Source organism: Pseudoalteromonas holothuriae, from assembly GCF_945859825.1.
Lineage (GTDB): Bacteria > Pseudomonadota > Gammaproteobacteria > Enterobacterales > Alteromonadaceae > Pseudoalteromonas > Pseudoalteromonas holothuriae.
Window position 1 is genome coordinate 211,713 of sequence record NZ_CAMAPC010000005.1, and the last position, 13,011, is coordinate 224,723.

The 13,011-nt window shown below is 40.5% G+C and carries 12 protein-coding genes; 8 read left to right on the forward strand and 4 right to left on the reverse strand.

Annotation, left to right across the window (positions count from 1 at the left end; translation table 11 throughout):
* Positions 1–6: 6 nt before the first annotated feature.
* Positions 7–1,377, reverse strand: coding sequence for a DNA repair protein RadA (gene radA / locus OCI93_RS08925; protein ID WP_261592168.1), 1,371 nt, complete (start codon positions 1,375–1,377; stop codon positions 7–9).
* Between the two features lie 196 nt (positions 1,378–1,573).
* Between radA and OCI93_RS08930 the strand changes: the two genes are divergently transcribed.
* Positions 1,574–4,069: a PilZ domain-containing protein gene (locus tag OCI93_RS08930; protein WP_261626227.1), complete on the forward strand. Its 2,496-nt coding sequence runs from the start codon at positions 1,574–1,576 to the stop codon at positions 4,067–4,069.
* Positions 4,070–4,123: 54 nt separating this feature from the next.
* Here OCI93_RS08930 and ampE read toward each other — a convergent pair whose 3' ends face one another.
* Entirely contained in the window at positions 4,124–4,975 is an 852-nt protein-coding gene (gene ampE, locus OCI93_RS08935) for a beta-lactamase regulator AmpE (protein WP_261626228.1), read from the reverse strand.
* Between the two features lie 11 nt (positions 4,976–4,986).
* Entirely contained in the window at positions 4,987–5,526 is a 540-nt protein-coding gene (ampD, locus tag OCI93_RS08940; protein WP_261591946.1) for a 1,6-anhydro-N-acetylmuramyl-L-alanine amidase AmpD, read from the reverse strand.
* A gap of 137 nt (positions 5,527–5,663) precedes the next feature.
* Here ampD and nadC point away from each other — a divergent pair, with 137 nt between their 5' ends.
* The 7 genes from nadC (at position 5,664) to yacG (ending at position 12,436) form a co-directional block, all read left to right on the forward strand.
* Positions 5,664–6,518 carry a carboxylating nicotinate-nucleotide diphosphorylase gene (nadC, locus tag OCI93_RS08945; RefSeq protein WP_261591945.1) on the forward strand — a complete coding sequence of 285 codons (855 nt, stop codon included), beginning with the start codon at positions 5,664–5,666 and terminating at the stop codon, positions 6,516–6,518.
* A gap of 279 nt (positions 6,519–6,797) precedes the next feature.
* Positions 6,798–7,211, forward strand: a complete 414-nt coding sequence (locus OCI93_RS08950; protein ID WP_261626229.1) for a pilin — start codon at positions 6,798–6,800, stop codon at positions 7,209–7,211.
* 61 nt (positions 7,212–7,272) lie between these two features.
* Positions 7,273–8,496 carry a type II secretion system F family protein gene (locus OCI93_RS08955; protein WP_261626230.1) on the forward strand — a complete coding sequence of 408 codons (1,224 nt, stop codon included), beginning with the start codon at positions 7,273–7,275 and terminating at the stop codon, positions 8,494–8,496.
* A gap of 33 nt (positions 8,497–8,529) precedes the next feature.
* Entirely contained in the window at positions 8,530–9,417 is an 888-nt protein-coding gene (locus tag OCI93_RS08960) for a prepilin peptidase (RefSeq protein WP_261591942.1), read from the forward strand.
* Positions 9,418–9,424: 7 nt separating this feature from the next.
* Complete coding sequence (gene coaE, locus OCI93_RS08965) at positions 9,425–10,042, forward strand: dephospho-CoA kinase (RefSeq protein WP_261626231.1); 618 nt, start codon at positions 9,425–9,427, stop codon at positions 10,040–10,042.
* A gap of 84 nt (positions 10,043–10,126) precedes the next feature.
* Positions 10,127–11,812 carry a type IV-A pilus assembly ATPase PilB gene (pilB, locus tag OCI93_RS08970; protein ID WP_261626232.1) on the forward strand — a complete coding sequence of 562 codons (1,686 nt, stop codon included), beginning with the start codon at positions 10,127–10,129 and terminating at the stop codon, positions 11,810–11,812.
* A gap of 381 nt (positions 11,813–12,193) precedes the next feature.
* Entirely contained in the window at positions 12,194–12,436 is a 243-nt protein-coding gene (yacG, locus tag OCI93_RS08975; RefSeq protein ID WP_261591939.1) for a DNA gyrase inhibitor YacG, read from the forward strand.
* 69 nt (positions 12,437–12,505) lie between these two features.
* On the opposite strand, the gene OCI93_RS08980 is transcribed toward yacG, so the two are convergent.
* Positions 12,506–12,937 carry a Spy/CpxP family protein refolding chaperone gene (locus tag OCI93_RS08980; RefSeq protein ID WP_261626233.1) on the reverse strand — a complete coding sequence of 144 codons (432 nt, stop codon included), beginning with the start codon at positions 12,935–12,937 and terminating at the stop codon, positions 12,506–12,508.
* Positions 12,938–13,011: the final 74 nt, after the last annotated feature.

The following is a 13,011-nucleotide window of genomic DNA, read 5'->3' on the forward strand; positions in this document are numbered from 1 at the left end:
AGCTCCTTAAAATAGTGCTTCAAGCGCTTCACTTAAACTATTGACACCAATAATTTCCATACCTTCAATTGGGTCTTTTGGTTTATTAGCATTTGGCACTATAGCTCGCTTAAAACCATGCTTTGCTGCTTCTTTTAGGCGCTCTTGACCACTGGGTACTGGGCGTATTTCTCCTCCTAATCCCACTTCACCAAAGACCACTAATTGACGCTCTAAAGCATAGTTTTTAAAACTTGATACCAATGCCACGATTAGTGCTAAATCTGCGCTAGTCTCTGACACTTTGACACCACCCACAACGTTAACAAATACATCTTGATCAGCTACCTGCAAACCACCGTGGCGATGTAATACCGCCAATAGCATCGCCAAACGGTTTTGCTCTAACCCCACGGTGACTCTTCTAGGGTTAGCTAATTGCGAGTAATCAACTAGCGCTTGCACCTCTACGAGTAGCGGCCGGGTTCCTTCCCAAATAACCATTACCAAAGAACCCGGTGTCTGCTCTTCGCCTCTGTTCAAAAAAATAGCTGAGGGATTACTCACTTCTTTAAGCCCTTGTCCTGTCATCGCGAACACACCTAACTCATTCACGGCACCAAAGCGATTTTTATTACCTCGTAAAGTACGAAAGCGGCTATCTGAGCTCCCTTCCAATAAAATTGAACAATCAATACAATGCTCTAAAACTTTTGGGCCAGCTAAAGAACCATCTTTGGTTACATGGCCGACCATAAAAATAGCCACTTGGTTTTGCTTTGCAAAACGCGTTAAATATGCAGCACTTTCACGTACTTGAGAAACGCTACCTGGCGCTGACTGCACATCGTTCATATGCATTACTTGGATGGAATCGATGACCATAATGCTGGGTTTTTCTTGCAGAGCTAATTGGCAAATGGTTTCAACGTTTGTTTCTGCCAAAGTTCGTAACTTATTGGTCGGCAAACCAAGACGATGCGCACGCATTGCTACCTGCTGCAACGACTCTTCACCTGTTACATATAGCGTATTCATACCTTGTGCTAGCAAGCACATAGTTTGTAATAAAATAGTACTTTTTCCTGCCCCTGGGGAACCGCCAATTAAAATAGCGCTACCGGGCACGACTCCGCCACCAAGAACACGGTCAAACTCTTTAAAACCCGTACTAAAGCGCGGTAAACTCTCAAGGTTAACTTCATCCAATGTTTGCACTTTGGCATCAACCATACCTGCATACCCAGCCATCGCAGCACTGCGAGGAGGCGCTTTGACAGAAGGAACGCGAAATTCAGTCACTGTATTCCAAGCACGGCATTCGGAGCACTGCCCTTGCCAACGCGCAAATTCAGCACCACAATCACTACAAACAAAGGCGGTTTTCTTTTTTACCATATTTTTAGGCACACTTATTGCTTAAAATCTGTAACTCAATCTCTGCACAATATAAATACTGCAATAGCAGACTAAGTTAACAGAATTGTTTAGAATTAATTAACTATGATTTAATATTGTCATAGTTTTGTCTTGGTATAACTAATAATAACGAATAAGCCAGACGGCTTAAACATAGATAACACAATGGGTCATTATGGCTGAAGATAAGCTACAGAAATATCAACCTCTGATCAAAGAGTTAAAGTCGCAGTTGGGCGATCCCAATTTCGATAGGATCTTTGATCAAATGACGAGCGATATTTCCAAACCCGACAAGTTCCTATTAAAAATGGAAATGTCTCGTTTGTCGCAACCCATTGCCCGCTTTATTGACTTACGCGGCCAAGTTGCTGGTGAAGTAATACCCTATGAATACGATGGTAAACAACACTTTATGGACGATTTAGCCATTGAAGTGTTTGAACGTGAAATAGCACGTCATGGTAAATACACCTTAGCAGTTTATGAAGAGGTTATGCATACCGAAAATAATTTTCGAGTAATGCAAAAAGCACAAGACAGCGAAAGCTTAGTTGAAGATATTGCGCCAGAGCAAGTTGACTCCCCCCAACTCATTCGTTTTGCTTCATACGAAAGCCGTATTGAAGAGAGAATGAATTACTCAATCAAAATATCTATTGAACTAGGTAAAGGGCATTCTATCAGAGGTACCACCTCTGATATTTCACTCAGTGGCGCTAAAATAAAAATGCCTGCCAAAGAGCGAATTAAGCAGGGGCAAATCGTGAGTATTCGCCTAATAGGCCTTGAGCAAGAGTTTGAACTAGGCCTCAAAGGCGGTATCCAGTACGAAGTAGTCGCCATTGAGCCTCTGTCAAGGGAGCTTAGTCATGTAAGGTTAAAAAGAACTTTTATTGAAAACAGCAGCTCTTTTGATGAATTTTTAGATAGCTTTATTCATGGTAATAAGCGCCGCTATAAAATAAACCTCGATAACACAATGGACGCAATTATCTGTAAGGGATATGAGCAATATTACCAGCCTAGGGTTAACTCATTATTCATTTTTATCACAGAAAAAGATAAGCTCTTATTGCCAAGTATTGCGTTAACGAATGAAAATAATGCCAATATTCATTATTACTTTGAAGACGAAAGAAAAACCTCTTGTTTATACCAAGTTTTATCCCAAGCTCGTTTGGAAGCCATGTTATCGCTGCCAAATGCCGTCAAAGAGTCGACACTATACTGCTTTACACACATAAAAGATGGTAAAATGTACCATTATTCAGCATTTGATTTTGAATTGGCAAAACAAGCACAATTGCGTAGTTTATTTATCGCTTACGGCGCGAACAAAAGCAGCTGGCGAACTTTTAAAGTGCAGTTAATGCCAAGCCACCATGAAGATGCATTTATACCACTCTCTTTACCAAAAAATGCGGGAAAGAACGTGGAGAAGCTAAACAAACGGCCTCCTCCACGCGCGCAAAGTTATATTGATAATGTTAAATACCTCATACTGCTAACTGACATCTCTTCAGAGCACCAAAGAACAGCTTACCAAAAAGTGACATTTGATAAGCGGTTAGTCAATCAGCTAAAAGTTTTTGGCCGAGGAAAAGCCCTCAACCCACCTAAACTAGAGGTTGTCTCTTTAGAGTATGTGAATCTTCGCGCTCACAAGCGTTACTTGTATAAAACAGCCACCATTTTGCATGTTGATGGAGCGGCTGAAGTACAAGGGTATACGCTTGACTTTTCAGTAATGGGGCTGCAAATACAGTTAGCGCAGCCATCGACAGTCACTAAGGGCGATATTGTTCACATTGACTTGCCTGAATTGCAAAAAATTACCAAGCAATACACCCTTAGCAATCTGCGTTATGAAGTGATGGCAGTCAGTAAAACTAAAACAACCATCAACCTTAAAGTAAGTAAGCTTACAGACTCACCTAAAACCGCCAGTGATTTTTTTAAATTATTAATCGACAGTAATAAAGACAAACTACAACCATGTAAAGAAACGCCTAGAGTACCAGGGCTTTCGACTGCCCTTAGAAACATGATCACCAAAAGTGTTTGCCAGTTTCCTTTTTACCTTCACAAGGAAGCTTCACACTTTAAAGTTGGGTCAGTTGGTATAGGACTTTATCCAACTCCTATTCATCATTTATTAATGCAATATCATTATGGTAAGCAAGGTTATTTAAATGTTAAGCCGCTTTTCCCTTCAGGGTTTATTGAAAACACATTAACAGAGGCCGTCAAAAAGCACAGCAGAAAAAGTAAACCTTTAAAATACAATTTATTTGTGAGCTTTGATAATACTGAAAAAGATTTAAGCAAGGCAATTAAAAGCCATTGTATTGAAAAAGGTGAGCCACAAGAGTCATTGTCATTATTTTTGAAAAAAGCCATCACCAAAAATATGCTATTTGTGTTTCATTTGCATGTTTCTAAAACTGGACGCCCTGATACAGACTACTTAGCAAATGAACTACGCTATGTCAGTCATTATGCCCTGCATAAAGCAAAAGAACTTGAAGAAGGATTATGGAAAGTGACAGGAGTATGTGACTTAATAGATGTCACCGATGAGCACCTGCGCACCCTTGAGCTCGATAATAAACTTATAACGGCTATGCGGTTGAGAAAACAGACTTGGTTAAAAAGCTTACTAAATTAACCTACATTTAAAAAATTGAGTGGGGAACCCCACTCACAATCAAGTTACTTACGGCTATGCTAAATTACCGAACAAAGTTAATAATGCTATCAGCACTAAATAAAACAATATATTGCGTTTAACTAACCGCATCATGCAGGTTGCTTCGTATGTACACCCTATATATTGTTGTTCTATCTGCTCAGCTGCTAATGCCGTAGACGTCACCACACTGCGGTTAGAAACTTTAAAATCAAGCACATACTTAAGCCAACAACTTGTGCCTTTAGAAAAATTACCGATGATCAAATAACCAAAACTGGTGATCCTAGCAGGCAACCACTCTAACCAATGCAGCATAGTCTGAAATCGTTGGCTATGGTTTATCATTTGATGCTCTGAATTTTCATCTATCGCATCAAACAGACTCCTTGTCAGTGCATACAAAACAGCGCCCGGCGCACCTAAGAGAACAAACCAAAAAATAACTGCGCAATAATGACGAAAGTTAACCCAAACTAGCGTTTGCCCAAACCATTCACCACCTTGTTCAAGCTCAGTGCGTTTTTGCCCCATTTGTAGCGCATACAAAGTCGCAGCTTCATTATCTCCTCGGGTTAAAGCGTTTAAATAACCCTTATAACGTGCTCGCTGCAGGGCACAACCAAAACAAATAAGTAGAACACAGGTGTTTAATACCAACTGCACCAATACCAAATCAGCTACATGATACACGAATGCGACCAAAATACTGGGGACTACCAGCCAAGCCATCACACCAAAGCCTGACTTAACTCCTCCCCTAAAAAGCCCAACCGTACTGCTGCGTGCTAAATAAGTTTTTGCATAATAACTTATCTGCCAATATTTGCCTCGTGCGGCAAGACGCTCAATGGCAAGTGCTAAAATAATTGAAATTAAGATCATAACATTGCTCTTTATTTGTCTAATTGATGAAAAAATTTTGACCACTGAAACGCGCTACCGGGGTCCGTTTTACGCCCTGGTGCAATATCACAATGACCCACAATTCTCTGTTTGGTGATAGCTGGGTATGCTGTCATTAATTGTTTGGTCAGTTCAACAAGCTGTAAATATTGCACCTGTTCATAGGCACAATCATCCGTGCCTTCGAGTTCAATACCAATGCTAAAATCATTACAACGCGTTCGTCCTGCAAACGTTGATACGCCAGCATGCCAAGCTCGCTTACTAAAAGGTACATATTGCAATACTTGTCCGTCACGTTTTATAAAACAATGGGCTGATACTTCAACTCCCTGTAAGTCAACAAAACTCGCATGCGCATTATAATCTAACGTGCCACAAAACAGCCCATCTACATAAGGCGTACCAAATTCACCCGCAGGCAGAGAGATGTTATGAATAACCAATAAAGAAACCTCTTCTCCTGTGGGTCTGTCGTCATAAAATGTACAAGGTCTTCTATTTACACCTACTAACCAATCTAATGGCATGATACAAAATGGCCTCTAATAATCATACTGTTACCTTATCAAGGTTAATATTAATTCACTAGCGATGATTGTGTAAACGCGCGCAACACAGTAAAATTTAACTTCTGCCTATATTAGCCAACACAAGTGACAATACGATGCAAAGCCAACTTATCTCCAGTGAACTCATTAGCCAATTAGTAAAACAAGCACTTAACGAAGATTTGAATCACCAATCGGCAAACGATGGAGATATTACTGCACAGTTAATACCTGAAGATCAACAAGCCAACGCATCTGTGCTCACTCGTGAAGACTGCGTATTTTGCGGCAAAGACCTGATTTTAGAAGTATTCAAGCAAGTAGACCCAAATGTTATCGTTAACGTTTTAGTAGAAGATGGCGATGCAGTTTTGGCAAACAGCACCCTATTTACCGCAGTTGGGTCTGCACGCGCAATTTTAACCGCTGAGCGCACCGCTTTGAATTTTGTACAAACACTCAGTGGCACCGCCACTACCACCGCACACTATGTAAAAGCACTCGCAGGGAGTAAAACTCAGCTATTAGATACACGTAAAACCATTCCGGGGTTGCGCGCACTGCAAAAATACGCCGTAAAATGCGGCGGTGGTCAAAATCACCGCATTGGTTTGTTTGATGCGTTTTTAATCAAAGAAAACCACATAGCGGCTTGTGGCGGTATCGCTAAAGCCGTATCACAAGCCAAAGTCAACCACTTCGACAAACCCGTTGAAGTTGAAGTTGAAACTCTAGATGAGCTAACACAAGCGCTTAATGCAGGTGCTGATATTATTATGCTCGACAACTTTAGCGTGGCAGATATTAAACAAGCAGTTACTCTAACTCAGGGCAAAGCAAAGCTTGAGGTCTCTGGTAATATGACCCTTGAGATACTCAGTACGTATGCCCAAGCAGGCGTCGACTTTATCTCAAGTGGTGCGTTAACCAAACATATACAAAGCATCGACTTATCAATGCGCTTTAAGTAAAAATAGTATTATTTATTCATATTAATGACACCCTTTACCACTAAATTATTGACAATAGTGGTAATAGGCCGTTAAATACGACAAAAGCATGGGTTGCTAATAATTTATTAATTTAGTGAGTAAAACGCTGTTTATTGAGGTATATCAAGCGCAACGATAGCGCCATTTACCCAAAAACAGCCTATACTTACTTATACGCTAACTCAAAACCATAAAGATTTTAATATCTTTCTAACTTACACTTGTACGGTTAGACAATAATCCCTTAGGAGACACATCATGGCAAAACAACAACAGGGTGGTTTTACCCTTATCGAATTAATGATAGTGGTAGCTATCATCGGCATCTTGGCAGCGGTTGCGTTACCAGCTTATCAACAGTACACAGATAAAGCGCGCTATACAGAAGTTGTAATGGCTTCAAATTCTTTAAAAACTGCCGTTGAGGTATGTGCACAAGTAGAAGGTGGTTTTACTAATTGTACTGCAGGCAATAATGGTGTTCCGTCAGATCTTACTGATCCATCAGGCGCCGTTAAATCTGTAGCACTTACCTACGTAGACAGTAAAGCTACAATTACCGTTACCCCAATCGCAAAAGGTGGCATAGCAGCTACTGATACTTACGTTTTAACAGGTACATACGCAGCTGGTTTAGTAACTTGGGCTGACAACTGTAACGAGTTCTGTTAAGTACTTCCGTGCCAGAACAGTGTTGTTTTGGCACCCTTTCTTTTAAAAAGTAGGCCCGCTTTTGAGTAATAAAGATAACAATCTAGATACCTTTCAGTGGGTCGGAGTAAGTACTCGAGGAAAACGCCTTGAAGGGGAAATGACAGGTAATAGTGTTGCACTGGTAAAAGCACAACTACGTAAGCAAGGGATCACCCCATCAAAAGTGAAACGCAAACCCAAGCCGCTCTTTGGTTTAAAACGCACGCCCAAGGTAAGCGCCAAAGATATCTCTGTGACGACCCGTCAAATTGCAACCATGTTAAATGCCGGTGTGCCATTGATTCAAGTACTAGATATGATTGGCTCTGGTATTAACAATAAAAGTATGAAAAAGTTAATTACCACTATTGCAGACGAAGTGCGAGCAGGGCAGCCTTTATCTAAAGCTTTACGTGCCTACCCCCGCTACTTTGATGACTTATACTGTGACTTAGTACAATCGGGTGAGCAATCGGGTTCGCTTGATCATGTGTTTGAACGTATTGCTATATATAAAGAAAAAGCCGAAGCACTTAAATCAAAAATTAAAAAAGCGCTATTTTACCCCATTGCGGTGGTATTAATTGCCTTGGTAGTCACCTCTATTTTACTGATTTTTGTTGTGCCCCAGTTTCAAGAAATTTTTAATGGTTTTGGTGCTGAGCTTCCCGCTTTTACTCTGATGGTGATTGGTATTTCTGAAATTATGCAAAAATATTGGTGGATAATGCTCGCCCTGCTATTTTTAGGGGGTTATACCTATAAAGAAATGCTCTTTCGCTCAAAACCTTTGCGCAATTTTAACGACCGATTGTTGTTAAAGCTCCCTGTGGTTGGGCAAATACTCGATAAAGCCGCCGTGGCACGTTATGCCAGAACCCTCTCTACCACATTTGCCGCGGGTGTACCGCTGATAGATGCCCTTGATTCAGCCGCAGGTGCTTCTGGTAATGCTATTTATCGCGACGCTATTTTAGATATAAAAAGTGAAGTTAGTTCAGGTAATCAGATGAATTGGGCCATGAGAAATACCAGTGTATTTCCAGATATGGTAATTCAAATGGTCGCCATCGGTGAAGAGTCTGGTGCACTAGATAGTATGCTCGCCAAAGTGGCGAGCATTTATGAGCAAGAAGTCGATGACTTAGTTGATGGGTTATCAAGCTTACTAGAGCCTCTCATTATGGCGGTGTTAGGGGTTTTAATTGGTGGCCTGATTATTGCCATGTATTTACCTATCTTCCAATTGGGGACGGTTATATAACCCCTGCTTGCTCCTTAAATAATAAGAATTATCATGCTTGACGTATTTCAATTAATGCAAACACACTCTTGGTTTTTACTGCTTGTTGTAGGATTAGTTAGCCTGTGTGTTGGCAGTTTTTTAAATGTGGTGATTTATCGCATTCCCAAAATGTTACAACAACAATGGCGCAGCGAATGTACACTACTACTTAACCCGCAAATAAGTAATGACGAAAAGCTGCAACAAACAGCTCCGTTTAATTTGGCAACGCCGAGCTCTCATTGCCCATCATGTGATGCCAAAATAATGCCTTGGCAGAACATTCCACTTATCAGCTGGCTTTTGTTACGTGGCCGCTGTAGTCAATGTAAAACGCCAATTGCGATGCGCTACCCTTTGATTGAATTAGGGACTGCTCTGGCCTCTTTGTTTATTGCCTTTCATTATGGGCCAATACCACAAATTGCTTTATACCTTGTACTGACATGGGCATTGATTGCACTTATTTTTATCGACATTGATCACATGCTATTACCTGACCAAATTACCTTGCCACTGTTATGGTTAATGTTATTGGCCAGTACTTTTGATATGACCATACCACCGAGCGATGCCATAATTGGCGCTGCAGTTGGTTACTTAAGCCTATGGAGCGTTTATTGGCTATTTAAGTTAGCCACCGGCAAAGAAGGTATGGGATATGGTGATTTTAAATTACTTGCTGTATTTGGTGCGCTGCTCGGATGGCAAGCTATTTTAACCATCGTGTTATTATCTAGTTTAGTTGGCGCAATAATTGGCAGTATTCAATTAGCAGTGCAAGGTAAAGACAAAAGTACGCCTATTCCATTTGGCCCGTATTTGGCCATTGCAGGTTGGTTAACTTTACTGTTCGGCGATATTATTGAAAGCTGGTATTTTGGTTTAATTTTAGCGTGACTATGTTATGAGCAACTGGATTTTAGGGCTAACAGGCGGAATTGGCGCAGGTAAAACAGCGGTCAGTGATATGCTTGCCAAAAAAGGCATTACCATTGTCGATGCCGATGTAATTGCCAAACAAGTAGTTGCTTTGGGGAGTGTTGGCTTAAACACCATTGTTGATAAGTTTGGCAAAGAAATTTTACAAACCAATGGTACGCTAGATAGAGCGAAACTTCGCCACATTATATTTTCAGACTCACACAGTAAACAGTGGCTTGAGCAACTTTTACACCCACTTATTCGTGAAGAAATAATAACACAACTGCACAGCGCGAAAGGGCCATATGTCGTGCTATCGGCCCCCTTACTATTTGAAAATAAACTCGACGTTTTATGCAGTCATACCTTGCTCGTTGATGTACCTGAGCATACTCAGTTAGCTCGCACAACTGAGCGTGACAGTGTACCTCAGCAGCAAGTAGAAAAAATTATTGCAGCACAAATGTCTCGCGCAGAGAAACTAAAACGTGCAAATACCATCCTAAATAATGATAAATCATTAACTGAGATGTATAATCAATTAGAAATATTACACCAAAACTTTGTTTCTACTGCATTAAATCATTCAACTTGTGGTTAACTTGCACGGGCTCTATTGAGGTCATAAGTTAATTTATAACGAGTTAAAGTAATATTAATCTGTAGCTGATATGTTTGAGGGCCTATGGAAAATCATTCACCGTTGTTGCGTAAATTCATTACGCTTGGACGCGTAACGCCAGAGCAAGTTAAAAGCAAGCAACGTGACGCACACTCTACAGCAGAGCTAATTTGCTTATGCAGTGGTATCAGCAGTGCTGAGCTCGCAGAACAGTGCTTAGATTTATTTCGCATCCCCTTATTCGACTTAAACGAATTTGACGTTACTCAAGTACCTGATAGTTTAATTAATGATAAGTTAATTCGTAAGCATCATGTTTTACCATTACATAAAAAAGGCCGTAAACTCTATATCGCCGCCTCAGATCCGACAGATTATGGTGCTTTTGAAAACTTTGAATTTAGTACGGGTTTGCAATGTGATGTGGTGGTTGTCGATCACAAGGTATTAGAGAAAAAAATCGAACAGTTGTTTGATTCCTCTGGTGGCTTAGCTCTCAGTGAAGATGAATTTAAAGAATTCGGCAATCTAGATATAGAAGATGAACAGTCACAGCAAAAAAGTGACGATAAAGAAAAAGACAACGACGACGCGCCAATCATTGTATATATCAATAAGATTTTGATGGATGCGATTAAAAAAGGCGCATCAGATTTACACTTTGAACCTTACGAGCACAAATACCGAGTACGCTTTAGAATTGACGGCATACTACATGAGATGGCAAGCCCTCCAACTGCTTTGTCAACACGCCTAGCTGCACGTATTAAAGTGATGTCACGTCTAGATATCTCAGAAAAGCGTAAACCTCAAGATGGCCGCATTAAGCTAAAAATTTCAGAGCGTAAAAGCATTGATTTTCGTGTTAGCTCCATGCCGACTATATGGGGTGAAAAAATCGTAATGCGTATTTTAGATTCATCAAGCGCAATGATCGGCATTGATGCACTCGGGTATGAACCTGAACAAAAACAAATGTATTTAGATGCGCTAGATCAACCTCAAGGGATGATCCTTGTTACCGGACCAACAGGCTCAGGTAAAACCGTCTCTTTGTACACTGGGCTCAATATTTTAAATAAGCCTGAGCGAAACATCAGTACTGCAGAAGATCCGGTAGAAATAAACCTAGAAGGCATAAACCAAGTTCAGATCAATCCCAAAGCCGATATGACTTTCGCCAATGCGCTCAAAGCATTTTTACGCCAAGACCCTGATGTCATCATGGTCGGTGAGGTACGTGATTTAGAAACAGCTGAAATTGCCATCAAAGCGGCACAAACTGGTCACCTTGTAATGAGTACGCTACATACTAATTCAGCACCAGAAACACTGACTCGATTATTAAATATGGGCGTACCAGCATATAATGTTGCCAGCTCGGTCAACTTAATTATTGCGCAGCGGCTCGCTCGCCGCTTATGTAATCATTGTAAAGCGCCTGAAACATTACCCAAAGACGAATTACTAAAACAAGGCTTTGCAGTTGAGCACCTTGATGATATTAGTCTTTACACTCCACAAGGCTGTGAACACTGTACTGATGGCTATAAAGGTCGAGTGGGTATTTACGAGATAGTCAAAATCACACCTGAAATATCGGAGCTGATCATGTCTGGTGGTAACTCACAAGAGATAGCTAAAATTGCAAATAAACTGGGGTTTGCCAATTTAAGAACCTCTGGGCTCAAAAAGGCGGCATCTGGCATGACATCATTAAGCGAGATTAACCGTGTGACAAGTTATTAATTTTGCTATGTCGTAGATGTGTATTAAGCAAGTTTAATACTTCAAAGTAATCAGCCACTAGGGTCTGTTGATCTTTGAGGTATGAATTTTGTTCAAATCAAAGGCTTTCATTACGCGAAATGAGTAATGCAGCATAATAATTTATGTCAGTTGCGAATGACAAAGTAGTGGAAGCCTTTGGTTGAACCCTTTGGGCAGCGCCATTCGAGCATTTTTTCTACGTTATCACCTGACTTACATAGAATAACTATGCGACGCAGGTTCTGCCTTGCCAAAATACCCGAATGACTACTGCAAAAACACACAGCAAAGATCAACAGACCCTAGTATCTAGCTATGATTTTAATTACACTGTGGGCAAATTTTAAAGCGGAGCTATTTATGCCCACAGTTGTTAAGTGTCCAACCTGCCAAGCAGGTGTTACTTGGTCTGAACAAAGCCCAAATCGGCCTTTTTGTTCCAAACGATGTCAACTAATCGATCTCGGGGAATGGTCATTTGAGAACAATAAAATTTCAACCGCAGTCACTTCAGATACGCAAATGAGTGTTCAAGATCAGCAAGAAATGATCGAAGATATTGAAGCTATGCTCGCTAAAAATGATGAGTCCTTTTTTAATTAAGCCAATTAAAGTTAACTCGCTAAATGGGCGCTAGTGCACCCATTAGAGCACCTAGTATGCTTTAAGCTATTACTTAGAGTGCCTTTGCATTTTACGGTTTTTTATTTTTGCGAGCTTTTCTCGTTGCTCCGGTGTAAGTACTTGCCATATTTGCTGCTTACTTTTTAATTTAGCCAGTAATGCATCATTTTTTACTCCACTGGTTTTTGAAATTAATGTTCGAGCCTGTTGCTCATCAAAATAATCGCTTTCAACTAAGGCTTTAAAATCACCTTGATGCTCACCTCGTACAGCTTTTAGCGCTTTCATTGCTCGCTTTTTCTCTGCAACAATTTTAGCTATTTTACTTTGTTGATCTTCGCTCAAATTTAGCTTATTTGCCGCTTTTGTTGATAATAAGAAATGTTCGCTGTGGTGCCTACCTTGACCTGCTTGGCTCAAGGCGCTAAAGAATAAACTTGTGCTCAAAATTAATACTGCCACTGCTGATGTTGATTTCATGATATTGCCCTTTATATTAATGTGTTCCGTATTAGCTTAACCAGTTAGGTGCAAAGCAACGCAAAGCTATGTAA